The organism is Cyanobium sp. T1B-Tous (assembly GCF_024345475.1).
Lineage (GTDB): Bacteria > Cyanobacteriota > Cyanobacteriia > PCC-6307 > Cyanobiaceae > Cyanobium_A.
Map to the genome: position 1 here is coordinate 1 of NZ_JAGQBE010000043.1, position 23,522 is coordinate 23,522.

The window sequence follows — 23,522 nt, forward strand, 5'->3', positions numbered from 1 at the left end:
CGGTGCGCGGCGTCAAGCCAATGCCAACAACGTTGATGACGCTACAGCCCCAGAGAGATAGCCTTCGGGCTAGGGAATAGCAATTGACGCAATGACAGGCGAGGAGAAACTATTCAATGCCGCCGCTTTGATTTATTTGAAGGACCGGGAGGGTGTGACCGTGCCCAGCCCTGAAAAGTCCCATATCGGCAACTCGCGCATCACCCTCCGATCAGCTGATGGCCAGCTGCTTGCGCACATCCCTTCTCAACAGGCAAAAGATGCACTGACTTCCGGTCGCTTTGGAGACCTGGAAGGCAAACTCTCTTCCCTGGTCAAGCGCAGAGCAGAAGAAAAAGCCAGAGAAAAAGAGGAGAGGGGCCAGAAACTTCTTGAGCTCAAGGCTAAAGCCAGTACATGGCTGAAGATGGCGAAGGAAAAGCTAAACCTGGCAAAGCCACCTGAGAATGGAGGCCGCACTCCCCTGATCAAAGCTGGGGTTATCGCACTGGGGGGCGTGGCAACAGTGTGGGGCATCAACTTCATCTCACTGCAGGCACCGCTCAATAGCGTCATCTCGTCTGACTACCGAAACTCCGGCATCAAGGCGAGCGCCAGCTACCAATGGATGATCAATCCAGGCGTTCTGGTCTTCAGCGTGGATGAAGCATCATCTGCAAGCCCGGCCGACGTCTCAAGAATTCTGCTTCAGTACGCCGAGCGATTAGAGGGAAGAAAGTTCACCTCCGTCCTGCTGGCGCAGAAAGGCAAGCCGATCTTTCTCCTGAAAGGCGATTACTTCAAGCAACTCGGTGACGAGTACGGAGTACAGAACGTGATCTACACCCTGCGGACCATGCCCGAGAATGTTTACGAACTTGATGGTTCTCCCGCATTCTCCAGTTGGTCCGGAGGCTGGCTCGGGGTCGTGGGCCAGCAGTTTGATGACCTGAACGATTTCCACCGCAGGTGGTTGGTGGACGAGCCGTAGAGCCGAAATCAGCAACTTCCCCGGGGCCAGAGCACACCGCGGCTCGGCCGGCTGCTGCCTCCGTTGCCTCCACCACTCTCGCTCTCGCCACCGCCACCGGCATTGCCTTCCCTGGTGAGGGCCGCCTCCAGCCATGGCCGGGCCAGCCGATGGGAGAGCAGGTAGCTCGGGTAGTGGCCGCCGATGCTCCAGTCCCAGGTCAACCCCAGCAGGGTTTCGCTCTGGGGGACCACCCGCCGGATTAGATCGCAGTCATGGGTGCGCTCACGCCACTCGCTCCAACTCGCCCATGACAACCAGCTGCCGCCCATCGGCTGCAGTTCCCCATCCACCAGCTCCACCCACAGCTCTACTGCTGGTTTGGTCAGTTGATACAGCCGGCTGGCCCCATCGGGCTGGCTGATCCGGCCCAGGTTGTGGAGGTCACGGCCATCCCCACTCACGTAGTGGGCCGAGCTGCCCTGCCAGATCCGTGGCGGCAGTGGCACGCGGATGCTGTCCTCGCCCACAGAGGAACTGCTGCCGCTGATGCTGCGCAGCTTGGGGATCACCCAGTTGGGGGCAGCCAGGGTGATGCCGCCGTTCCAGCGCCGGCTGTCAGCCTGCAGGCCATCCAACCAGCCACTGCTGCTCCAGGCCGTACCGCAGGCTGTGGCCACCGGAAACAGCACGTTCCAGGAGGGGCTGGCCGTTGTCCGCCACAGCAGCAGGATCCAGGTGCGCCCCATGGTGTTGGTGATCGGCACCTTGGTGTCATGGATCGATGCCAGGAAGAACTCCTGGCCAGCGGCCCGCTCCTGCAGCACAAACAGGCCTCCCTTGGCGCCATCGCTCACGATCTGGGCCCCCTGCCGGCTGCCCCAGTCACTGGGCAGCAGGTCCACCAGGGGTTCAGCGAACGGGTTGGCAAAGCTGCCATAGCCGTCCTGGCTGCCGTCGTCACTCCAGAGTCGTTTGCGCTGCAGCTGGATCGTCAGGGCATTGGTGCTGGTGTCCCCCGGTGGCTGGGCCCATAGGAGGCACCAGGGGTCCACCGGCCCTCCGATCTCCAGCAGGAAGCCCCGCTTGCTGCCGTTCAGCGACGACGTATGGGTTTTGAGCAGGGCCAGCTGCGCGTTGGCGTTGCCCGGGTTGGCGTTCACCGCCGCAATAAATCCCTGCAGCGCCGCCATCAGCTGGGGGAACACCGCCGTTGCCGTGTTCACCGTCCAGTCCATGGCGCTCCAGGTTTGCAGCCCCGCCAGCAGCGCCATCTCAGATCAGCACCTGCAGATAGCGGTTGGGGTTGAACCAGTGGCTCTCGCTCTCGGCTGAATCCACCAGCTGAAACGGTGTGGTCTTGATCGCGTGCGCAAAGTCCGGCGGCAGCTGCGGCGACCAGTAACGGCGGATCGGCTGGGCGATGAACTCCGTTGCCCCGAAGCTCGTCGTCAGCTGCAACGGGCTGTGGATCGTCTTGCTGTTGGTGAGGGTCTCGACGCTGTCGGGGGTGCTGCTGGCCAGCACATGGCAGTTGCTCGGTGGGGCCGGCAGCGCCATGAAGGTCGTCCATTTGGTCTGGGCCATCCGCGCCAGCAGCAACCAGCGCTGGTTGGCCTGGCAGCGGGCGATCAGCAGCGGCAGGTGCTGGTAGCTGCTGCTGTCGAACGCAGTTGTGCTCCAGCCGAAGTACTCCTGGCCGGGTGCCATTCCCTGGAACACCACCGTGTCCACCGGGGTGCGGTAGCTGCCCTGATAGGCCAGAAGGTTGGCGATCGTGCCGCGGCGACTGGTGATCGCCGTGGCTGAACCGGAGGCCTGTTTCACCAGGCCGTGGCTGCCGATCGTGGTGTCCAGTGGGTCGTAGTGGGCTTCAAAGCCAAACCAGGCATCGATGCGGTTCACATCGCTGCTCACCGGCGCGTTGATGCTCCCTGCCACGCACTGGGCGATCACCGCCCCCTCTGGTTGCTGCAACCGCAACGTCCAGCCGCAGTAGAGGCCGTCGTCGGCTGGGCCCTTGAGCACCGTGATCGGCTCGCTCGGGTGCTGGCCGTTCACCACCGCCAGCCAGTCCGCCAGTAGCGCCTGGATCTGTAGGGCCACCGCATCCCAGCGGTACACCTTGTCGTAGCTGGCCAGATGGCTCAACAGCGCTGCCATCAGTCCTGCAGCACCACCGCCGTCACGTCCAGCTCACACACCGCCGTACCCGGGGTCTGGGGCCGCAGCAGGGCAAACAACCGCCGCTGGGGTGGATTGGCGGCGTTGTAGTAGCTCGCCCCCGGCGGCATCAGCAACTGCTCACCGGCCTGCTCAAACAGCAGATCGAGCATCACCCCGGCCGACGGGCTGGGGTCCTGGTTCAGCGGTCGGCTGCGATCCCCATCGCGGGCCTGGGCACTGCAATAGAAGCTCACCCAGGCCGGCTGGCTGCAGCGCACCGCCAGAAACTGGCCAAACACCCCCAATCCAACAAACTCCAGATCTGCGCTCGCCGGGTAGGTCAGCGCTGCGGTGGACTGCTGCTCCAACACCCGCCGCGGCGTGTCGATCCGCGGCACCCAAGTGCCGGCGGTCCCGCTGGTTGGTGTGCCCGTAGAAGGGGAAGCCATCAGGGCAGCACCGGAACCCGCCGCACCGCCCGCGCCAAGAAGCTGGTGGTTTTGCTGGCGTTGAACGGCACCCCTGAGCCGAACTCATAGGAGGCGGCGGTGCTGGCAGCCGCTTCCGTCGAACTCCAGAAACTCTCGAGCGGATCGAACATCTGCGCTCCGTTGGGGTACTGGAACGCCACCACCGAGGTGGTCGGTGGATTGCTGTAGGTGTAGTCGCCCTTCTGGGGAACGGCATAGGGGTTGGTGCCGTAGCCCATCTCCGCCTCGTTGCCGGCGGTGTCCTCCGGCTTGAAGTGCCAGTACAGGAGGTTCACCTCCAGCTTGGAAGGCAAGTACCAGTCGCTGTAACCACCGATCGTCAAGCTGCGGCACCACTGCGCCGCCGGGTGATTGGCGTCGTTGACCAGCTCGGAATTGGCAAACCCATCGATCACACTGAAGCTGCCCGTGTCATCGGCGGTGCTGGTCTTCCACTGCTTGGCGGCCTCGCCGCTAGCCCGCGGCGCCACGATCAGCGCATGGCTGGCCACCCCATCACCGGCCAGGGAGATCACCCCGGCGTAGTAGCCGCCGAGGAACAGCGAACCCAGCGGCGGCAGGTCCGCCACCCGCAGGGGCTGCAGCTGGTAGACATCGCCGCTCACGGTGTCGAGATAGAGATCGCCGTCGCGGGCCCCCTCCACCACCGCCGGTGGAGGCCCGCTGCCAACGAACCAACCAGTGCCCCGCTCACCATCGAGGCCATTTGCGCCGGCGGGGCCCTGCACACCTTGGCTCCCCTGGGGGCCGGCAACGCCAGCAGATCCCTGAACGCCCTGGCTCCCCTGGATGCCCTGACTGCCTTGATCGCCCTTGGGTCCCTGGGGACCCGCCGGTCCCGTTTCTCCCTGGGGTCCGGCCGCTCCAGCCGGGCCTGCCGGGCCCTGGATCGCCCCGGCATTCACCCAGCTGCTGCTGGCCTCATCCCAGCTGTAGAGCGTGTCGCCCTCGTCCTGAACGATGTAGGCATCGCCCTGGACCATGCCGCTGACTGGCAGAGCACTGGCGGTGGGCACGGTGCCCTTGAGGTTGATGCCGGTACCGGCAGGCCCCTGGATGCCGGTAGGGCCCTGGGCACCCTCAGGTCCGCTGGGGCCGGCTGGACCCTGAATGCCCTGCGCGCCTGCTTCCCCCTGGGGACCCTGGGGGCCTGTTGCACCGGGGGCACCGGCCAGGCCCTGGGCACCGGGATTGCCCTGGATGCCCTGGGGTCCAGCGGTGCCCTGCGGGCCGGTCGTCCCCGGCGAGCCCTGCGGCCCGGTGGCGCCCTGGGGGCCGCGGATATTGCCGGTTGCGTTCCAACCCATGGACGTTGCCTGCTGCCGAGGCGATCAGCTCTCCCCTATTGCCAGCAGAGGCGGCAGGCCGCTCAGGCCAGCTGCAACCACCACAGGCGGGTGGTGTTGGCACCCGCGCCCACATCGGCATCGATCACAGTTGAGCTCACCACTGAGGCAAAACCCTGCAGTTGCACGGTGGTGGTGCCCGTCAGCGCCACCAGGCACTGCAGGCTGATCGCCACCGATGAGGGGTTGCTGGAGGCCGTGGTGGCCTCACCGCTGGCGTAGGTCGTCGTGCCGTTCCAGATCCGGGCCCGGCCCGTCCACAGCGTGGTGGCGCCGCGCCGCATCGTGATCGTGGCGCCCACCAAATAGGTGCCGCTGTTCAAGTTGGCGCTCAGCGCCGTCACATAGGTGGCGGCCGCGCTGATCGGCACATCGGCCGCCAGCACCAACTGATCCCAGCCCGGCAGAGGTGGTCCGGTCGGGCCTGCGGGGCCCGCCGGACCCTGGGGGCCCATGGCGCCGGGAGATCCCTCCGGCCCGGCAGCTCCTGCTGTGCCCTGCGGCCCGGCCGGTCCCGCCGGACCCTGCAAGCGATCACCGGTTGTCGTCCAAACGCCCATGACTCACACCACCAGCTCGTACACCTGACCGCTGAGCCGATCGAGGTAGAAGTCGCCCGGCGCCGGAGCAGGCAGCAACAACTCGCTCAGCGGTGCCCCCTCGCCGGAGTACCAGCGCGTGCCGCGGCTAGCAGCGCCACTGCCGCCCACCACCACCAGGGCGGGTTCGCCATCCACTGGACTCGGCAGCAACGCCAACCCGCCCTCAGGGTGCAGGCGCAGCTTCCACACCACCGCCTGGCGGCCGTCGTACACCGCTCCGGCGATGCCATCGCCCGGCACCAGCGGTTGCACCACCCCGCTGCCGTCACTGATGGCACCGGCGCCTTGCTGCACCAGCGCCGGCGGCACGGGGCAACCCAGCAACGCCACCTCCAGCTCGCCGAGCACCAGACCGATCTGCACCTGCAGCGTCAGATCGCTGCGCTCCAGATAGATGTGCCGGGGCCGTGGCAGCTGACGGCTCAGCGCCGACCAGGAGAAGCTCTCGGCATGGCCGTCGCCCCAGCTCACCTGGATCGGCTGAGGGATCAGCCCGCGCGGATGGATCAGCAGTTCGATCGCCGCACTGCCGATCGGATCGTTCCAGCGCGGCGGTGAGGGCAGCCAGAACAGCTCCAGCGGATCCGCCGGTACCGGTCCGAGCCGGTAGGCAAGCTCAAGCCAGCGCGGCACCTCATGGGGCACTACCCACTGCTCCTCTCCCGGGCAGCCCGCAGGAGGCAACAGGCGGATCCGATCGCCATAGCCGGCGGCCGGCTCGGGGAGGGGGTAGGGCATGGCGACTCCCCCGCCTCAGACGTCGTCGCTGACCGGAAGCAACGCGGCTTCCCCATCCAGCCGCACGGCCTCCTCCACCAGCTGGGCCTTGGTGAGGCTGCCATCCAGCATCACCGCATGGGCCTCGGCGCAGTGGTCGATGATCTGCGCCTTGGTCATGCCGGCGTAGTCCGGAACGCCGCCGGCCTCGCTGGTCGAGAGCACCGGCACCTGTTCCTCTAGCGGAACAGCCATCGGCTCCTCAGCGGACTCCCCGGCTCCAGCCAACAGATCCAGGGGCACAGCGGCTGCATCGAGCGGCTCCGCTGACTCCGGCGGCGCAAGCTCGGCGGGCAACGCCGCAGTCGGCGCTGGCGCCAGGGCATCGGCCGCAACCGGGCGCTCTGGGGTCACCGGCAGCACCACTGTCCAGCCCAGCTCCATCCAGCCCTGGGCATGCACCGGCCAGATGAAGCGGCTCTCGCCGCCCTTGGTGATGCGCAGCATCCCCTCCGGCGGCAATTCCAGGATCGGATCAGCGGTCGTCACAGCCATCAGCTCGGTGGGGTCACTGGGTCGCAGGGCATCGGTGGGCGGCTGCTCCGCCGCCACTGGATCAATCGGCGGCGCAAACGGCAGCTCCGGATCACTAATCGGCACGGCCGGCTGAAACAACGCCATCGGGCTGCCGGGCACCACCGGCCGCACCAGCGCGCGCGGCGCCTCCTGGCCGTCGCCCTTCCTGGCCTCCGCCAGGAGATCGGTGCTGAGGTCGCTCATCACGCACCTCAAGCCGGCACGGTGGCGGTCAGACCCACGTAACAGCCATTGGGCGTCGCCGGGCTGACACTGGCGCGGGCAAAGCACAGGGCCGGCAGGTCCACGTCATCGAGGTCAGCCGACGCCACGCTCAGGCCGTGGCCGCCGATCATCGTCTCGATCCGCCCGCCCTCAGCCGGGATCGCCACGGTGGCGGCCGTGATCCAGCTACCCATCGTGCCGTCGCGCAGCACCGGCGCCAGCTCCACCACTACGGTCACAGCCACGCTGTGTCCCGGGTGGCTGGCCACCAGGGTGAAGTGGGAGCTGACATCGAGCATCGTGCTCAGCCGCACCACCTCACCGCTGACGCGGGTGCGCTCAAACGGATCGGTGGCGCTGTAGTTGATCCAGCCCACCAGGGTGGTGGCGGCATCGATCAGGGGGGTGCCCGCATGGCGAGTCATGGTCATGTCTCCGGTTGAATAGGAAGAAACAGGGCGCGGGTATGGCCGCCTCAGCCCGCCATCGGGGCGATGTTGAACAGCCGTCCCGCGGCACTCGGGTCACACACCGCAAAGCCCACGTACCAATCGACGCGGGTGCGGAACACCGGTGCATCGGGTACCTCACCGAAGTCCCGCACGGAGATGCCGTAGCGGCTTTCAAACGGGCCCTGCAAGCCAGTGACACCGAGGTCGCCGAGGGTGCAGCAGTAAAAGCTGGTGGTGCCGCCGGCTTCGTCGTAGCCGAGCACCTGCTGGCCCTGGGCGTCCTTGTCCACCCGCAGGATCTCGGCCTCCTGGTAGTAGTGCCGCCCGTCGATCACCTGGTAGAGATCGCCGCCGGCCTCCCGGGACAGTGAGCTGATCTGGCGCCGGCCGGCCTTGCTGGTGATCAGCACCGGCGCACTGCCGTAGGCATTTACCGAATCGAGCAGGGCATCGAGCTTCTTGAGGCTCAGGGCACCGCCGCCGTTATTGATCGCCATCGAGTGATCGGTGGGGATGCGCTTGCTCAGCCCGTTGAAGGCGCGCGGATCAAAGGCGTCATCGCCGTTGACGATCGCCGCCTCCAGGGTCAGGCGCATCGAGCGCACCTTCATTTCGGTCTGGGCGGCACGGGCCTCGGGGCCCTGCAGATCCACGATCGAGCGGTCCACATCCAGATCGCCACCAAAGAGGTGCACGAACTCCTGGCCGCTGTCGACCACGCCGTAATCGCGGCGGTAGCCCTCATTCACGGCGCGGAAGCCCACCCGCGGCAGCTTCTGCTCCACCGGAAAGGCGAGCGAGCCGCCCTGCAGGTTGCGGAACGGCAGCCGCCGCAGCAGCTCGCCCTCCATAAAGGTCTTGATCACCGCCAGACGCTCAATGCGCGTCTCGTATTTGGCGGCCTCGATCAGCGTGAGGCCCATGGCAACTCCCGGGGCCTGGCCCCAGCAACGTCCTCCCCTATTGCCAGATGGCCAAGGAGCGTCGGAGCGGGCCGTCGGAGAGGGCCGCTGGCAAGAGGTGCTGGTGACCTCCCTGCCATGCACACCGACAGCTTTTCCAACGAGCGCTGGCTCCAGTTCTGGGCGAACTACAAGGGCGCAGCCCACGCCAACCCCCAGCAGGATGCGGCGCTGCTCGAGCTCAAGGCCGCGATCGACCGGGCCGACAGCTCCATCCTGGTCGAATCGGCCAGCTGGACTGCCACCTGGCGTACCAAGCCGGAAGCTACCAGCAGCAATCCGCTGACGGTGCCTTACTTCTCCCAGCTGGATAACGCCTCCGGCGAGGGCTACCGCGAGTGCTTCTCCTCCAGCTGCGCCATGCTCGCCGCCTTCCACGGCAAGGTCAGCAGCGACGACGAGTACAACGCCATCCGGGCGCAGTACGGCGACAGCACCAGCTCAGAAGCACAGCTAGCAGCCCTGCGCTCCCTGGGGCTGCAGGCTGATTTCCACACCAACGGCGGGCCGGCCGATCTGATGGCGGAGATCGATGCTGGCCTGCCCGTGGCCACCGGCTGGCTGCACAAGGGTCCTGTCTCAGCACCCACCGGCGGCGGCCATTGGACGGTGGTGGTGGGCTACACCGATGGCCAGTGGATCCACCACGATCCCAACGGAGAAGCCGCCCTGGTGGGCGGGGGCTACACCGCCAGCACCAACGGCGAAGCCCAGCACTACTCCTTCCAGAACTGGAACCCCCGCTGGATGCCCGGCGGCACTGGCGGCTGGTTTCTCAGCGTCCGGCCCTGAGCCATGGCAGCTGCCCCACCGAATGGGCCGGAGCAACCAGCCGGAGCTGGGCCCGTCGGAACTCGACCGGGATATTTCAATCGCGAGCGGTTCCTCTTCACGCTGCTGGCCGCCGTGATCCTCACGGAACTGCTCGTCTATCTCACTGGCACGGCGGTCTGCAGCTACCGCTCCCTGCATGGCCTGGTGCAGGACGGTGCCTGCCTGACCTTCCTGGATCGGTTGCGCACGGCCTTTGATGCCACCACCCAGACCCTGCTCGGGCTGCTGGGTGGTGTGGCCTTGGCCAAAACCAGCCGGAGCCAGTGAGCGAGACACGGCCATCAGAGCGCCGGCTCGACCCTTCCCTCAGGGACGGGGACGCAGCACCAGCCACACCACCAACAGCAGGCTGGTGGTGCTCACTGCCGTGAAGATCCAGTCGGCGTAGGGCGTCCAGGGCATCGCGCCAGCCTGCCAGAGGCTGCTCAGCCGAGAATGGCTCAGCTCATCACGGTCCAACCGCCATGGCCAGCGGGATCAAGGTCACGTCCAATCCGGATCCTGCTCACCTCCAGAGCCTTGGCGTGATGAGCTGGCCCACCTGGGGCTGTGAGGTCAGCACCTTCCCTTGGACCTACGACGAGCAGGAGACCTGCCTGCTGCTGGAGGGGGATGTCACGGTCACCCCGGATGGCGGCGAACCCGTGCACTTTGAGTCCGGTGATCTGGTGGTCTTTGATGCCGGGCTGAGCTGCACTTGGGAGGTGCATGCCCCAGTGCGCAAGCACTACCGCTTTGGTTGAGCACTGCCACAACAGTGGGGCCGCCAGAGTGGAGCTGATGCAGGCACCGCACCCACCTTCACCCCGCGAGACCACAGAAGCGATGGTCCGCAACATCGGCCGGGAGATGGCTGAAATCCAGCGGGCCATCGGGCGCTGCCGGGGTGATGCGGTGGCGGAACCTGAGCTGACTGGCACGTGGATGGCTCACCTGCTGATCTGTAGCAAGGAGCTGCTGCACAACCTGCTGATCGACACGGCGCCCAGGCCCAGGCGGATCGAGCCATGGGCGGCGGCTGATCCCAGGGCCCAGACGCCTTGAATCCCCGTAGCCTGAGCTCATGAGCTCCCGCATCACCCACAACCCGGCGCAATGCGGCGGAAAGCCCTGCATCCGCGGGATGCGCATTCGCGTGCGGGACGTCCTTGAGCTCTACGCCGCCGGGATGAGCAGCGAGCAGATCCTGGCTGACTTCCCGGATCTGGAGGCGGAGGACCTCAAAGCGGCTTTGGATTACGCCGCCCGCGAGATCGATCACCCGGTTCTGGTTGGATGAAGCTTTGGCTTGATGCCCAGCTTCCGCCCCTGTTAGCGCGGTGGATCAACGAACAGGGCTGGGGATTGGAGGCCTAGCTCGCCTGCTTCTGACCTGCTGAATAATCCGTGATTACCCCTGTTTGGGGGTATCCCTGCTGAAGCCTGCCGTAAAGAATAAGCTCACTTATGAGCTGATCTTGCTTCTCCTGCGCTCCTGGCTAAAGCAGGAAAGCTCGGTCGCTGGGAACCGCCGCTTTCTCTGGATGAGGAAGCTTCGGGCGAGCGCGCTGCTCCTTGTACTGATCACCGGCCTGGAGGGGTTGCGCCGTCATCAGAACACCCAGCAGCAGCTGGTACGTCAGCAGCAGGAACAGCTGGAATTGCTGCAGGTGCTGGTTCGGGACAACAAACGCCCACTCTCGGATTGGGCGGCATGGGACGAGATTCTGGCCTTCAGTGAAGGACAGCAACCAGATTTCGTGGACCGTCTGATGCGCACCACCGCGCTGCTCGATGGTGGCGCCGTGATGGCCATCTACGACGCTGACGGCCAGCAGCTGGCCCTGGAAGGCGTGGATCGGCAGGAGCGAACCAGCCAAAGTCTTCTGATCCGTTGCCTCCATGACGTGCTCCGGGAGCGCCTGCGCCAGGACGCCGACCATCTTCCGCTGATCTGTCCGAGCACAGCAGGCCCACTGGTTGGCGGGATCGCGGTCATCACCGATACCGCCATGCAGCGGCGCAGCGATCACAGCCTCATCTACCTGGTGCCTCTGCTGTCGGCCAGTGATGGGACGCAGCTGCAATCAGGCCTGCGAAGCCTCGCCGACCAACTGGTGCTCAACGGGGGCGTCCCCCCTACGGCTCAAGATGGGCTGCGCACGGTTCAACCATCGCTCTGGACGGTCGGTGGGCGCCAGCTGCAGGTGCGTCAGCCCCCTTCAGGCGAACGCTTGCGCGAGGAATGGCTGACTCTCAGCGGGCTGGTGGTGGTTGGTTTACTGCTCGTCCTGGCCCAGCGGATGCGCTGGATGCTCGCCCAGAGACGTCTGCAGCTGGAGAGGATTCGCGGCGAGCGCCTGGTAAACCAACGGATGCGAAATACAGAGCGCGAGCTCACCAGCCTGCTGGATCAGGTGCAGATCGGCGGCGAGGGGTCGGAAACCAAGGCCTTCGCATGTTTGTTGAGACGTCACGAGGATGATCCGAGTGAGCGCATGCCGAAGCAGGGTCGCTTCGAGCGACTGGCTGAGCGACTCGAGATGGTGCTTCAGACGGCGCGCTCCCTGGCGCTGTTGGATCCCATCACCGGCCTGCCCAATCGCCACTACTTTCTCGAAAGGCTCCAGTGGGAAAGCGAGCGCAGCTGCCGCATCGGCAAACCCCTCGCCCTGCTGTTCATCAACATCGAAAAGTTCAAGGAGATTAATGATACCTATGGCCTCAGCACCGGAGACAGAACGCTGAAGGACGTCGCCCAAGAATTGCGACACCTGATCGGCGACGACGACTTCCTCGCCCGTTTCGGTGGGGACGAATTCAGCCTGATTCTCAACACAGAGGACCTGGATGACCGCGACGAGGCCGCAGTCCGCAGCTATGCCCACGGGCGCGCGTTTGAGCTCCTCGAGAAATTACGAGCTCAAGCCAGCACCCAGCCGGAACGCATCAAATTCAACCTGAGCATCGGCATTGCCATCAGCGATCCCTGTGGCACCACGGCGGAGGAAATGATCCGGCGCTCAGATTCGGCGATGGTCATGGCCAAATCGAGACATGAGCGTCACATCTCAGTGTTCGACATCGAGAGCGACCGGGATGCGCAGAACAACTACCGCCTCTTCAACGCTCTGCAGAGCGACATCAGCCATGCCCCGGAGCGCTTCAGCATTTTATTTCAGCCAATCGTCGATGCAAGAGGTCAGCTGCTGAAGGTCGAAGCCCTGGCGCGCTGGAGCAACCCTGAATTTGCAGCTGTGCCGCCCGATGTGTTCTTTGCCCTGGCGGAGCGTTATCGGCTGATGCCAGAGTTTGGACGCCTGCTGCTTGCCATAACACTGCAGGAGCTGAAAAAGCTGCGGCAAGACTTGAAACAGCCAACACTTCCCCTGGCACTTAATGTCAGTGCCAGCCAACTGGCACAGGAAGGATTCGGGACAATGCTGCTTGCCGAGTTCAGCCAGCAGCGCATCGCAGCAGAAGGAGTGACGTTAGAAATCACGGAATCCGCAGTGGTGGAGGCCAGCGTCGAGCTCACCGACAATCTCAGGAGACTGCGACGCGCTGGCTGCAAGCTGGCCCTGGACGATTTCGGCACCGGTTTCTCCTCGCTGCGTCTGTTGATGTGGCTGAGGCCAGATGAAATCAAGATCGACAAATCCTTCGTGATGTCTGCCGCCGACGATCTCATTGCGCGCCAGATTGTCCGGCTGCTGTGCACCCTCTCCCGGGACATGCGCCTCACCTTGGTGGCGGAAGGTGTGGAAGAGGAAGTCCTCTTCCAGCTGCTGCGCGAGGCGGGCGTTGAGCATTTTCAAGGCTACCTTTTCTCCGCCGCCCTGAGCCATGAGGAACTGGCGGCTAGTGAAGGATGTTTCCCGCCACGGTATCCTCCAGATCCAGTTATTGCGAAAAAACTCATCGAAAGCGAATCGAAGGTAAATCGAGCTTTAAAACTCCAGCCTGGGGGAGCAGCTTAAGATGGAAGATAAAAAAGTAGACGTAGAAACCTTCTCTCCCCCAGAAAATCACTTCAAAGAAGTTGAACGACTCAGAATTCTATTAGGCCTTAAGATTCTTGATACCAAACCAGAAGAAAAGTTTGATCGCTATACACGCATAGGCAAAGCCTTGCTTGGAGTTGAGCATTGCCTGATATCCTTGGTTGATGCAGAAAGGCAATGGTTTAAAAGCGATGCGGGCAATATTGGATGTTCTGAAACAAGTCGTGGAGTATCTTTTTGTGGGCACGCCATTAATCAGCAAGGTAGGATACTGCTTGTTGAAGACGCAAGTAGCAGCCAAATATTCAAGGGCAATCCGTTAGTTGTTGATGGTCCTAAAATACGCTTTTACCTTGGCGTGAAGATACGAGACAAGGCGACAAGTCTGCCCCTAGGGACACTGTGCGGAATCAGCTCATCACCAATGAGCCCCACCGACGAGAAAATAAATAGCATGATTGAACTCGCAAACTGCGTCGAGGCGGACATTGCCAATATGCAATATGCCTCATGTGACCCCCTTACAGGGCTAAGCAATCGAAGAGCCTTTTTTTCGTTTGCAAACCAATTAATCAATATCGCAGCGTCAGCCCATCATTGCCTTATTTTCCTTTATTTCGACTTAAACAGGCTTAAGTTTGTTAACGATAGTTATGGACATGAGGCCGGTGATTTTTTTATCAAGCATTTCGCATCTGCACTCCAAGCCTCAGTACGTAGCGGCTCCCACTGCGATGTGCCAACTCGACTTTCTGGCGATGAGTTTGCCGTTATACTCATTGCCGAGAATCCCAATGGCCTTGTCAGAATACTGCTTGAAAGATTGGATGTAAATCTATCGAAATCTAGTAAAAAGTTTAAAGATACATTCTCTATTAATGTAGACATCACGTGTTCGGCGGGATCATCTCAGTCCATGCCGGTTTACAGCGCGGATGATATCAGCATACCTGCACTGCTTAATCAAGCTGAGGCTCACATGCGCGCCTCAAAATCAACCTTGAAGCATAACGCTATGAGTGAACAAGAGCCGTCTCCTTGCATCCAGCATGTGACCTGGCTTGATACCAGCAGCTGACGGTGTCGGCCTCAAGCCAGGCCCATCGGGCCGACATCACAGACTAGTAGAACTATAAGAAGGGGTCCCCATGGCCACCTGCGATCTGTCGGCCTCCCAGGCCGAAAATCCTTCCGCTGCAGCCCTGCACCAGCTCAAGGAGTTGCTGGAGCGCGGTGCCGCATTGGCCCAGGTTCTGCGTGCCACCGCTTCCACCGATGCTGCAGCCAAGCTGGCCGCTGAGCACGGCGTTGAGGTGTCACCCGAGGCGCTCTGGCGTATTCGTGGCACCCTGATTAGTGGCGACCTGCCCACCTGGCGGGGGTGAATCGAGGGGATCGTGTCCAGCCGAGGCGATTTGCGCCGGATGAGAGGCTGGCCACCGTTGCTGACTGCGGCATGCAATCTGCAACGGTGAAAGGGCGGGGAAGGGGGTTGCCCAAGACGCCTTACCTGTTGCAGTTCCTATCGGCTGCGGGGAGCTGGTTCGCGATCTGGAGGCCGAGATTGGGGCGCTGCAGAGAGGTCAACCAGTCGGGAGGTTGGCCGAACTCCTACTTTCAGCTATGGACAAGCATCCGGGTTAATGGCGTTACGGACGTTCCTCTCTGTTGCTCGCAGCTTGGTGCGTTGAGATTCCTCTGATCCAGTTCTCTTCCAGGGGTACTAACAATATCACCGGCTATCTGCAGGTCATTGGCGGAGATTGAATCGAGCAATTCCACCCCAGTCAGACCATGAGTCTAGATGTCAACCCGGCTCTCTGATGGACAATCAAATAGCCAGTCTTCCAGAGGAAAAACAATCTTTTCTTGGAAGAAAGCGTTTAGCCCGATACAGCGCAGGATCACCATCTGGCCGCAATCGTTACGGTAGTGATGGTCGCCCATGATTCTCGCTTGTGCTGTGAGGACCACGATGTCGAATCTTTTGTGCCGTAACGGTCGCCAAGCGCACCGCTTTGGCGATTGTCCCCAAATGGGGCAGGCTGTCTGTACTTAACTCTTGGGACTTCCCGTTGGGTTCGGGGGGGGCCTGGTGCTGAGCTCCTAAACGGTGCAATGGGTGGCGAATGCGACACGCGTCAGGGAAGCCGGAGGTCCGTAAAGAATGTGGAGCAGGGTCACTACCTCATCCCTGATGTCCTGAACTGAAAGTCTCTGGCCGTGCGCGTCCCTGGTGGCCAGCAGGTGCATGCATGACTGCCTTACGCGGAAATGCAAGTAGTCTCAATATTTGCTAGCTCAGGCTGAAGTTCGGCAGCTGAGCCGCTCAGGCAAGCATCCTCCTCACATGGCTGATGATCCTGTCGGGATCAAGGCCGTGGCCGTGCGCGAACTCGGTCTGCGCGATGCACCGATCCTAAAATCTTCCAGGCCGCACGCCAGAGCACTGCCGTGGTGATGACCAAAGATCGGGACTTCATCCACCTGCTCGATGCTCAGGGCCCACCTCCCCATGTCATCTGGCTGCGGATGGGCAACTGCAGCAATGCCGAATTGCAGCAAGTCCTGGCAACAACCGTGCCACAAGCCATTGACCTGCTGGCCAGTGGAGAGCCCTGGGCGGAGATCCGGCCCAGCCAAAACAAAACCCCCGAGCAAAGCCCAGGGGTCTGAGGGCCAAGGTCCTGGGGATGGCTCAGAAGCAGAAAGGCAGGAACTGGGTTCGGCAGGCGGCGTAGCCATCCACCAGGGCGCCGAGGCCGATCTGGTGGGCAATGCCCGAGCCGGTGATGGCCTCAGTGACGATGCCGAGCACGATGCCCAGCATGGCGGCGCGGCCATTGAAGAGCTCAGCGCGCTTGAGCTGATCGAGAAGGATCAGCTGCTCAGCGCGGTGCTCGAGCCACTGGTTGTTGGCGGGGGTATTGATCATTGGGGAGGTGTTCAGGGGTGGGCTGAAAGTGAAACCGTCAGTCCGCAAGATCGGGCTGGAGCAGTGCGCCCATGACCCAGGAGCCAAAAAGCACAACGCAGAGGGTGGCGATCATCTAGCCCTCGGGGCAAGGTCGGTAGGGCGACTGAGCATGTAGGTCGTCATGCCACCGAGCACAACGACAAGGGCGATAACGGTGGCAATAGCGGCGGTGTAATCGGTGCTCATGGGATCAGCCCAGGCCCAGTTGGCCGAGGATGCTCTGGCCGGTGAGCAGCTCGGTGCCCAGGCCGATCACGAAGCCGAGCATGGCCAGACGGCCATTCCAGGTCTCGGCGAAGGCAACGAATCCGAAGCGGGGAGTGGGCTCAGCCATGAGTGTTGCGGTTTGTTACGAGAACTGTAACGGGGCGTTAAGCGCCTGACTCGGGCGGGTTCCCGCCTGATTCCGATCTGTAGCAGCGCTGCCTCGCCTTGCCCTGCCATCACTCCAGCCAGCCACCACACAGCGCAGATCCCGGCAAGCCCGCCGCTGCCGCTGCTCAGCAAGCGGGTCTGGATACCGCTTAAAGCCACTGCTCTGCCTGTGGCACCACAGCGACCGGTCAGCAGCACAGGGCGCTAGCGGCTGGGCTGTCTCGAGGGGCCCCAGCACGGTGCCCTGGCGGCGCGGCTCGGCAAGGGCTGCGCAAGCGGCGTAACGCCGCCCCTGCCTTCTCCATCACACGCCGGGCTGATCGGTTGGGTCCCTCGCGCCCAATCCCATGGCCGCCAGTTCTGCCCCCAGCTGCGAAATCCGCCGCGTGGTGGTCCACTTCTATCCCGCTGGCATCAAAGGCGGTGCCCATCCCTGCGAGCAGCAGTTCTTTGGCCGCCGCGGCAAGCCCGTCAAGAAGATGCGCTTCGTGCCGGCGGAAAAAGCCTTCTCGATCGCCAAGGCAATGCAAGGCACCAAGGGCTGCACCGTCTCGGTGATCTGAGCCCAGGGGGGCCTCACGGCCCCCTTCCTCATACCAAGACTGATGTACCTGCAGCTCAGCAGCCCTCGTGCACGATACGTTCGACGTGCTCCACAAGGTCCACGGCCCGCTGCTGCCACTGAGGGCGATTCAGCTCCATGGGTTCAGGCTCCGCGTCGTAGCGGAACTGCACAGCAAACACCGTGAAGGCCTCCAGAGCCAGAAACGGCTCCACAACATCGCCCGCATCAGCAACCCGGTCCAGCAACGCCGTGAGGTTGTGGATCAGTGGTGGCTCCTCGCCAAGGCTGAACAGCCAGGCCTTGAGGGCCTTCTCCACCGCCTGCTGAATCTGGAAGCCCCAATTGGCTTCATCAACGGCCGGATCCTGCAACACCTCTGCCGCTTTGAGATCGCGGCGAGCGATCTGCAGCAGGGCCTGGGCCTCAGGACTGGCCATGGAGCACGCGACCTTCTTGGTAAGCCCGGGCGATCACATGGCTGAGCCAGTGCCTCTTCTGCGCCACCTGGCTGTGGGAATAGAGCAGCAGGTCCACTGGGATCCGGTGGTGGGACAACCGCCGCCAGAGCTTGCCAAGGGTGTCAAAGCGGTTGTGCTGACTCAGCCAGCTATCGCTGGCGGTGATCAACAGATCCACGTCGGAATCAAGGCGGGCCTCCCCGCGGGCATGGGAGCCAAACAGGCGCACCTCAGCACCCGGGATCTCATCACGGATCTCGGCAGCCATCTGTTGCAGCTGGAATTCGCTGATCGCGGCAGCAGGAGCTTTGGTCATCGGCTCACCTCGGCCTACAGGATGCCGCGGCCCGGCTCAAATGCACAACCCGAAGCAGAGCCGGCAGCGCCGGTGCCGATGCAATGCGCAGCAGGCCTCTTGCCGGCGACCCTCCACCCGCTCCCGCCTGGTCAGGGTTTCAGGCCACCGGCCCGTGTCGGCCCTCAACCAGAGCAGGCCAACCGATGGTTCCCAGCTGAACCGGCATTTTCCAGTTTTTGGGACATTTGAGCAGCAGGGTTCCGCAGCATTCCTGTTTTTGGGGGTATACCCCCCTTTTGAATGCCGTTCGGTTGGCGCGGGTGTAGTTGCGCCCCGTCAGGGTGAGACCGGGCTGTGGTTGCGCGACTTGGGTGTGGTCTTGCGGATCGACGCCAGGTACAGCTCTGCCGTACTCATCGACTGCAGGCTGACCGGTGCGCCGTTGTGATCGAAGGTCAGCTCCGGCACCGACGCCATGAACGGTGCACCCCGTTGCTGGAACAGGAAGCCATAGACGGGGTGACCGCGTAGCTCCTCGACGTAGTCCGCAGCGGAGATCACCACGCCATCGGAGGTAAGCACCTGGCCCTTGCCGTCTACCGGTTCGAGCAGGTCGCGGCCGTGCTCATCGGCAGCCAGGCGGAAGGAGCTGCCGCACTGCGCCTTGAAGATGTCAAAGAACGTGCCGCGCACATCGCCGCCGTGACGGCCATCGGCCTCCGAGAAGAGCCGCTCCAGCAGCCGTTCCTTGCGCAGGCCCAGCACCTGCTGGCGAGCTTCATCGCGCTCCTTCTCCACGCTGAGCACTTTGCGGCGATTGGCATCGTTGAGCTGGCGCTCGCGTTCGGCCACCTGGCGCTCGAGCTCCTCTTTCTTGCGCTCGGCGTCCTGGAGGCGGCTGTACTCCTCGGGGTTGATCTCCGAGAAGCGGGCCAGCTGCTGGCGCATCTTGCGTAGCTCCTTCTCCAGTTGGTTACTGCGGCGCCGTTCAGCGTTCAGCGGATCCGCAGCCGGTGCCGGGGCAGGCGTGGGAGCGGGCTCAGCCGAGATGCTGTCGGCTTCTGGGTCGAGGTCAGTGCTGTCGAGGCCTGAGCCGTCGTCGAGCTCCTCGTCAAGCAGGGTGTCCTCGTCGGCATGGCCTGCAGGTGATTGGGAGGCAGGTGGCTCCTGGTTGGGCTGCTGCTGCAGCTGCTGGAAGGTGGCACCGAACGGTGCCTGGAACTGGTTGTTGAGAGGCATCACCCATCACGGCTGTGGTGCTGCGAAGCGCCCCATCCGGGCTGCGCTCGCCTCTCCTATTGCCAGCACCGTCCGCAGCCCGTCGGCAGCGGCAGTCACCTCAGCCGCTGGAGGGTGTCGGGTCGATGTCCAGATCCCAGTTCTCCGCCGCAGCGGCTCGGGGTTCCGGCAGGTAGATCCAGCCGCCACCAGGCAGCAGCGTCGAAGGGCGCACCGCCGGCACCAGCAGGGCCTGACCGGGATCCAGCGGCGTGGAGGGCCGGATCGCTGGCACCGCCAGAACCACGCCGACCGGCAGGGGATCGCTCTGGGGCCAGCGTGTGTAGTCGGGGTTGTAGTTGCGCAGGGTGGTCACGGTCGTGTCGTATGCCGCGGCCACGCTCTTGAGGGTGTCGCCCTGCTGTGTTGTGTGACCGTCCGAGCGCAGCAGCTCCGGGTTGAGGTCTCGCAGGTAGTCGACGGTGGTGCCATGGCGTCCGGCCAAGAGCGAGAGGGTGTCGCCAGCGGTGGTGCTGATCTCCTCGTAGCGCTCAAGAGCCGGGTTGATGCGCCGCAGCGTCTGCACGGTGGTGCCGTAGCGCTCCGCAAGGCCGTTGAGGCTGTCGCCATCTCGCAGCACCAGCACTCGGTGGGGCTTAAGCACCAGCGAGAGGCGCTCCCCCAGCAGCGGCTGGGTCAGCCGGCCGATGCCACCGGGGCCGTAGTCCGCGCCGAACTGCAGCACTGAGCAGGCGGCGAACTGGGCGCGAGGACTATTGGGCAGCACGCCAGTTGGCTCCAGCAGGACCAGATCGCCCAGCCAGATCACGCCCTCGCAAGGGGCGACCACGGTGCCGAGCAGCTGCGGATCCCAGGGCAGGGGGATGGCACCGCGAAAGCCGGGGGTGCTCCAGTCCTGCTCAGCAGCCAGCCAGTCCCAGGGGTTGGTGGTGCTGAGAGGCAGCACGGCAGCGCGGCAGAGGTAACCGGCGTAGGCGTTGTCGCCGGTGTCCACCAGCGGGCCGTTGTCGCGGCTGCCCACCAGTTGATCGAACTTTAGAAACAGGTCAAAAACGTGGCGGGCGATCGGCTGCGGTTCGCGGCTGTTCGGCCGGTCCACCTGAAACAGCATCAACCGGGCATTGGCATGGGCCTGAAGCGCCAGCCAGAGCGGCAGGGGAGATAACGGCGCCATCGTCAGCCGCGGCAGAGGTGGCCGGAGAAGCTGCCGCCGCGCTGGGGGATCCAGCCCTCCAGCCGCGGCAGCACCAGCAACACGGCATCGCTATGGCTGCGGCGCTGCTGTTGCAGCACCGATGCGGCGGAGGGAGCACCACTGGCGAATTCGGTCTCGCTTTCTTCCAGGAAGAGCGAGGTGTCGTACTCGATCACATCGAGCTTCTTCATGGGAGCGGTGTCAGGCGGCTCGCCGGCGGCGCCCTTGCGCGACACCTTCACAGGTGAGGCGAGATCGACAGCGGTGAGGGCGGCGAGCTGGCTGTCGATGGCGGCGATGGCATCGAGGTGGCCCTGGGCTGCGGGGATGGCGTCGGGATAGTGGCGCTCCAGCTGCTGCATGGCTTCAGCAATGGCGCGGATCGAGGCCGGGGTGACGGGGATGCGCATGGCTACGCGTACCGCCTCCAAGTCGTTCGGCCGCCAGAGGACTACGGAAAGTGGCTCGCTCATGGCAGGGGGGTGCCTGGCGGGGCGATGCGATCGCTGCGGCTGTAACCCACCGGGGCGGTGAGCCCCGAACCGGCCGCAAGGGCCAGTTGATGGCGCAGTTCTTCTGTGCTGATCACCTGCCGTTCGTGCAGGGTCAGCCACTCGCCGATCGAGGGCTGGGGCCGGCTGGGCGGAGTGAGCGGAGTCACGGTGATCGAGAGCCCGGGGTTGTCTGCCAACCGCTCGCCGCTGAGGCGGCACCACTGCTGCAGCAAGGTCGAAAACATCGAGGTCTTCTGCGTCGCCATCGACTGCAGCAGCGCGTAGCTCTGGCCGGCGGTGAGCGACACCTCCATCTCGGTGCGGGCGGCACCCCGGTTCTGAGAGGGGATCAGGGCATCGCGCCGCATCGTGTCATCGAGGATCTGCAGGTAGGCGCGGTGCTCGGCCAACGAGCGCGCCCGGATCTCCACCCATTCGAAGGTCACCCCCTGGGGCAGGTCCATGAAGGTGGAGGTCGAGAGCACGAGCTGATCGGGCTTGGAGGCCTCGCCGTGCTCGCCCCGCCGGAAGCCGTATTCATCGACCATGCCGGTGCGCACGCCGACGGGCAGGGCGGTGCGGGAGAGCAGGTCTTCGTATTCGCTCTTGCAGCGGTAGTGGTTGAGGTACTGGTTGGCGAGGCCCAGATGGGGCAGGTCCCCCTCCCCGAAGGCCGCCCCATCGGCGGTGTACCAGAAGGCCGGCAGGGTGTGCTGCTGGGGGAACAGTTCCGGCTTGGCAAGCAGCTGCGCCTCATGGCCGCCGGGTTGCTGCGGCGAGGCCTGGGCCCGGTAGCTGCGGTAGACGAGGCCGTCGTCGCTGAGGGTCGCCACCCGGTAGATCCAGTGATCGAGCTCCGGCAGCAGGCCGTGGTGAGCCAGCAGCATCTGCTGGGGCACCGAGCTCTGCAGCACCGGGGCGATGGCCTCTGGATCCGGTTCGCGCCAGACAATCTGCGCCGGCAGGCCATTGGGGCTGGGCAGGCGCCAGTTGAGCAGGTCGCTGCGGGGCACTAGGGCCAGCCGCGGCAGCGATAGCCGATCGCCGCGTTGCAGGGCCGCCAATCGGTCCCCTTCTGAGGGCCAGCGGTGGATGGGCGGCAGCTGCAGGATCAGGCAGCCGCCATCGCGCAGCACCAGCAGGTCGGCCAGGAACAGGAACACCCCCAGGTCGGTGCCGCGGCCATCCACATCGGTGAGCACCGACAGCAGCGAGGCCGGCAGCGACAGCCAATGGCAGTGGGCGAGCATGCCGGCGTAGGTGCGCAAGGCATCACGGAAAAAGCCGGTTGGCCGCGCCGCATCCAGGCGGCGGCGGTAGCAATCGGGCGGCTCCTGCTGGCCGGGGGGTAGGTAGATCGAGCGCCGGCTGCTGCCATCGGGGGCATCCAGCAGGTTCCAGCAATCGAAGGTCAGCTGCAGCCGCTCGCGCAGTCCCGAGAGGGTGGGGTGCTCCATCCAGGGGATGAAGGAAGCGGAGCTGGGCTGCTGGGCATCGGCGAGCAGCTCCTCCGGGGTGGGCGGCGCCCACTTGTTGGCAGCGCGCCGGCGTCTGGCGGAAGCAGGGGCCACTGGATGCGGGGGAACTGCTGGCTATTGCCACCGGCCCTCAGGGGAGGTCGCTGCTGTCATCCGGCATGGCGGCGCTGTCGTAGGCCACCACCCGCTGGCTGCAACCCAGGACGATCTCCTGCCACTGCTCGGCAGTGATCCCCAGCAGTCCCGGCAGCTCGGCGAGAGCCCGGCCCTGCTGGAGCAGCCGCTGCCCGCGCACATGCAGCTCCCGCCAGGTGGGCGGCACCTTGATCAAAAAGCCATGGTCCCGCAGCCAGTGGGTGATCTCGCCGTTGGCAAAGGTGCGGCCATAGGGCCGGAACGGACCGCGGCCGGGCTCGTAGCGGCGGGCGGCCTTGATCAGCCCGAGGGTGGCCAGCTGCAGCAGGTCGTCGCGGCAGTGAACCGTGCGCCGGGCAAAGTTGCCGGCGATCTTCTCGGCCAGATCCAGGTGCTGCAGCACCAGGGCATTGGCGGCGGCATGGGGGTGAACGGGACGCCGCCTCGGCTGAGATCGCTGCCGGTGCCGGTGCCGAGGTGGCGGCGGTGGTGGTGGCGGGATCGGATCGGGGAAGGCCAGCACCAGCTGCATGTGCCAAGCGGGCGGATGGGGCCGGTGGCTGCAGGGCAGCCTGCGGCGTTGATGGGCGTGGGGCGCTGTTGGCACGGCGGGGCGTAGGGGCAGCGGCAGCTGGGTACTGCCGGACGGGGTGCTGGCTGCTGCGGCGTAGAGCAAGACGGCCATGGCGACTCAGCGGGAGAGGAGCATCGGCACCGGCTCCTTCTGGATGCCCAGGCCGCGCCAGTAGCGGGTCTCCAGCCACAGGGCCCCATGGCAGAAGGCATCCACCAGATCCTTGGTGCCCTTGGGGAAGCGCAGCATCTCCTGCACCAGGGGATCGGCGCGGTGGTGAAAGCGCACCTGGCCCGCCTCCACCAGGGGAGCAACAGCGTGGGCGCGGGCCTCCTTGCTGCCGCGGGCGGGCACCGGCAGCAGGCCTGGCACCTTGCGGCGCAGGGTTTGCAGCACCGCCGGGCCGTTGGCGGCGTCTTCTATCAGGACGG

Annotated in this window: 30 protein-coding genes and 1 pseudogene; 11 read left to right on the forward strand and 20 right to left on the reverse strand. The window is 64.4% G+C overall.

Features of this window, described 5'->3' with window-relative positions; all coding sequences use genetic code 11:
* Window positions 1-91: 91 nt before the first annotated feature.
* Window positions 92-970, forward strand: coding sequence for a hypothetical protein (locus KBY71_RS10275; protein WP_254928817.1), 879 nt, complete (start codon window positions 92-94; stop codon window positions 968-970).
* Window positions 971-978: 8 nt separating this feature from the next.
* Here the strand turns inward: KBY71_RS10275 and KBY71_RS10280 are convergent, their stop codons facing one another.
* The 9 genes from KBY71_RS10280 to KBY71_RS10320 all read right to left on the reverse strand — a co-directional run bounded on the left by KBY71_RS10280 (window position 979) and on the right by KBY71_RS10320 (window position 8,447).
* Entirely contained in the window at window positions 979-2,223 is a 1,245-nt protein-coding gene (locus tag KBY71_RS10280; protein WP_254928818.1) for a hypothetical protein, read from the reverse strand.
* 1 nt (window position 2,224) lies between these two features.
* A complete protein-coding gene (locus KBY71_RS10285; RefSeq protein ID WP_254928819.1) occupies window positions 2,225-3,112 on the reverse strand; it encodes a hypothetical protein in 888 nt (295 codons plus the stop codon).
* Window positions 3,112-3,564, reverse strand: a complete 453-nt coding sequence (locus KBY71_RS10290) for a hypothetical protein (RefSeq protein ID WP_254928820.1) — start codon at window positions 3,562-3,564, stop codon at window positions 3,112-3,114. Before KBY71_RS10290 ends, KBY71_RS10285 begins: the two co-directional genes overlap by 1 nt.
* Complete coding sequence (locus KBY71_RS10295; RefSeq protein ID WP_254928821.1) at window positions 3,564-4,913, reverse strand: collagen-like protein; 1,350 nt, start codon at window positions 4,911-4,913, stop codon at window positions 3,564-3,566. The genes KBY71_RS10290 and KBY71_RS10295 overlap by 1 nt, the downstream gene beginning before the upstream one ends.
* Window positions 4,914-4,975: 62 nt before the next feature.
* A complete protein-coding gene (locus KBY71_RS15085) occupies window positions 4,976-5,512 on the reverse strand; it encodes a collagen-like protein (protein WP_261347304.1) in 537 nt (178 codons plus the stop codon).
* A gap of 3 nt (window positions 5,513-5,515) precedes the next feature.
* Window positions 5,516-6,292: a hypothetical protein gene (locus KBY71_RS10305; RefSeq protein ID WP_254928822.1), complete on the reverse strand. Its 777-nt coding sequence runs from the start codon at window positions 6,290-6,292 to the stop codon at window positions 5,516-5,518.
* Between the two features lie 15 nt (window positions 6,293-6,307).
* Window positions 6,308-7,051, reverse strand: coding sequence for a hypothetical protein (locus KBY71_RS10310; RefSeq protein ID WP_254928823.1), 744 nt, complete (start codon window positions 7,049-7,051; stop codon window positions 6,308-6,310).
* A gap of 8 nt (window positions 7,052-7,059) precedes the next feature.
* Window positions 7,060-7,503, reverse strand: a complete 444-nt coding sequence (locus KBY71_RS10315) for a hypothetical protein (RefSeq protein ID WP_254928824.1) — start codon at window positions 7,501-7,503, stop codon at window positions 7,060-7,062.
* Window positions 7,504-7,547: 44 nt separating this feature from the next.
* Window positions 7,548-8,447, reverse strand: a complete 900-nt coding sequence (locus KBY71_RS10320; protein WP_254928825.1) for a major capsid protein — start codon at window positions 8,445-8,447, stop codon at window positions 7,548-7,550.
* Window positions 8,448-8,564: 117 nt separating this feature from the next.
* On the opposite strand from KBY71_RS10320, the gene KBY71_RS10325 reads away from it, so the two are divergent.
* From KBY71_RS10325 to KBY71_RS10360, 8 genes are all read left to right on the forward strand, one after another.
* Window positions 8,565-9,278 (forward strand): C39 family peptidase, encoded by a 714-nt coding sequence (locus KBY71_RS10325; protein ID WP_254928826.1) that lies wholly within the window; start codon window positions 8,565-8,567, stop codon window positions 9,276-9,278.
* 3 nt (window positions 9,279-9,281) lie between these two features.
* A complete protein-coding gene (locus KBY71_RS10330) occupies window positions 9,282-9,587 on the forward strand; it encodes a hypothetical protein (protein WP_254928827.1) in 306 nt (101 codons plus the stop codon).
* Window positions 9,588-9,784: 197 nt separating this feature from the next.
* The gene (locus KBY71_RS10335; RefSeq protein WP_254928828.1) at window positions 9,785-10,063 is read left to right on the forward strand and encodes a cupin domain-containing protein; all 279 of its coding nucleotides are present in this window, start codon (window positions 9,785-9,787) and stop codon (window positions 10,061-10,063) included.
* 82 nt (window positions 10,064-10,145) lie between these two features.
* A complete protein-coding gene (locus KBY71_RS10340; RefSeq protein ID WP_254928829.1) occupies window positions 10,146-10,364 on the forward strand; it encodes a hypothetical protein in 219 nt (72 codons plus the stop codon).
* 19 nt (window positions 10,365-10,383) lie between these two features.
* Window positions 10,384-10,599 carry a DUF433 domain-containing protein gene (locus tag KBY71_RS10345; protein ID WP_254928830.1) on the forward strand — a complete coding sequence of 72 codons (216 nt, stop codon included), beginning with the start codon at window positions 10,384-10,386 and terminating at the stop codon, window positions 10,597-10,599.
* A gap of 178 nt (window positions 10,600-10,777) precedes the next feature.
* Entirely contained in the window at window positions 10,778-13,279 is a 2,502-nt protein-coding gene (locus tag KBY71_RS10350) for a bifunctional diguanylate cyclase/phosphodiesterase (RefSeq protein ID WP_254928831.1), read from the forward strand.
* A 1-nt stretch (window position 13,280) separates the two neighbouring features.
* The gene (locus KBY71_RS10355; RefSeq protein ID WP_254928832.1) at window positions 13,281-14,381 is read left to right on the forward strand and encodes a sensor domain-containing diguanylate cyclase; all 1,101 of its coding nucleotides are present in this window, start codon (window positions 13,281-13,283) and stop codon (window positions 14,379-14,381) included.
* Window positions 14,382-14,451: 70 nt separating this feature from the next.
* Window positions 14,452-14,688: a Nif11-like leader peptide family natural product precursor gene (locus KBY71_RS10360; protein WP_254928833.1), complete on the forward strand. Its 237-nt coding sequence runs from the start codon at window positions 14,452-14,454 to the stop codon at window positions 14,686-14,688.
* A 415-nt stretch (window positions 14,689-15,103) separates the two neighbouring features.
* On the opposite strand, the gene KBY71_RS15185 is transcribed toward KBY71_RS10360, so the two are convergent.
* A complete protein-coding gene (locus KBY71_RS15185; RefSeq protein WP_396095281.1) occupies window positions 15,104-15,250 on the reverse strand; it encodes a DUF1830 domain-containing protein in 147 nt (48 codons plus the stop codon).
* Window positions 15,251-15,763: 513 nt separating this feature from the next.
* Here KBY71_RS15185 and KBY71_RS10365 point away from each other — a divergent pair.
* Entirely contained in the window at window positions 15,764-15,979 is a 216-nt protein-coding gene (locus KBY71_RS10365) for a DUF5615 family PIN-like protein (RefSeq protein WP_254928834.1), read from the forward strand.
* A 22-nt stretch (window positions 15,980-16,001) separates the two neighbouring features.
* Here the strand turns inward: KBY71_RS10365 and KBY71_RS10370 are convergent, their stop codons facing one another.
* Together KBY71_RS10370 and KBY71_RS10375 are read right to left on the reverse strand one after the other, a co-directional pair.
* Window positions 16,002-16,238 (reverse strand): chlorophyll a/b-binding protein, encoded by a 237-nt coding sequence (locus tag KBY71_RS10370; RefSeq protein WP_254928835.1) that lies wholly within the window; start codon window positions 16,236-16,238, stop codon window positions 16,002-16,004.
* Window positions 16,239-16,470: 232 nt separating this feature from the next.
* Complete coding sequence (locus KBY71_RS10375; protein ID WP_254928836.1) at window positions 16,471-16,614, reverse strand: chlorophyll a/b-binding protein; 144 nt, start codon at window positions 16,612-16,614, stop codon at window positions 16,471-16,473.
* 388 nt (window positions 16,615-17,002) lie between these two features.
* Between KBY71_RS10375 and KBY71_RS10380 the strand changes: the two genes are divergently transcribed.
* On the forward strand, window positions 17,003-17,218 hold the full coding sequence (locus KBY71_RS10380; RefSeq protein ID WP_254928837.1) for a hypothetical protein: 216 nt from the start codon (window positions 17,003-17,005) through the stop codon (window positions 17,216-17,218).
* 55 nt (window positions 17,219-17,273) lie between these two features.
* On the opposite strand, the gene KBY71_RS10385 is transcribed toward KBY71_RS10380, so the two are convergent.
* The 8 genes and pseudogenes from KBY71_RS10385 to KBY71_RS10420 all read right to left on the reverse strand — a co-directional run.
* Window positions 17,274-17,657, reverse strand: a complete 384-nt coding sequence (locus KBY71_RS10385; RefSeq protein ID WP_254928838.1) for a HEPN domain-containing protein — start codon at window positions 17,655-17,657, stop codon at window positions 17,274-17,276.
* On the reverse strand, window positions 17,644-17,994 hold the full coding sequence (locus KBY71_RS10390) for a nucleotidyltransferase domain-containing protein (protein ID WP_254928839.1): 351 nt from the start codon (window positions 17,992-17,994) through the stop codon (window positions 17,644-17,646). Before KBY71_RS10390 ends, KBY71_RS10385 begins: the two co-directional genes overlap by 14 nt.
* 318 nt (window positions 17,995-18,312) lie before the next feature.
* Window positions 18,313-19,215 (reverse strand): hypothetical protein, encoded by a 903-nt coding sequence (locus tag KBY71_RS10395; protein ID WP_254928840.1) that lies wholly within the window; start codon window positions 19,213-19,215, stop codon window positions 18,313-18,315.
* Between the two features lie 100 nt (window positions 19,216-19,315).
* The gene (locus tag KBY71_RS10400; protein ID WP_254928841.1) at window positions 19,316-20,389 is read right to left on the reverse strand and encodes a LysM domain-containing protein; all 1,074 of its coding nucleotides are present in this window, start codon (window positions 20,387-20,389) and stop codon (window positions 19,316-19,318) included.
* Between the two features lie 2 nt (window positions 20,390-20,391).
* Window positions 20,392-20,883, reverse strand: coding sequence for a DUF1380 domain-containing protein (locus KBY71_RS10405; protein ID WP_254928842.1), 492 nt, complete (start codon window positions 20,881-20,883; stop codon window positions 20,392-20,394).
* Window positions 20,880-22,475: a DUF4055 domain-containing protein gene (locus KBY71_RS10410; protein WP_254928843.1), complete on the reverse strand. Its 1,596-nt coding sequence runs from the start codon at window positions 22,473-22,475 to the stop codon at window positions 20,880-20,882. Before KBY71_RS10410 ends, KBY71_RS10405 begins: the two co-directional genes overlap by 4 nt.
* 37 nt (window positions 22,476-22,512) lie before the next feature.
* Window positions 22,513-23,202, reverse strand: a complete 690-nt coding sequence (locus KBY71_RS10415) for a sigma-70 family RNA polymerase sigma factor (protein WP_254928844.1) — start codon at window positions 23,200-23,202, stop codon at window positions 22,513-22,515.
* Window positions 23,203-23,208: 6 nt separating this feature from the next.
* Window positions 23,209-23,522 (reverse strand): annotated as a pseudogene (locus KBY71_RS10420) (terminase); the annotation flags it as partial.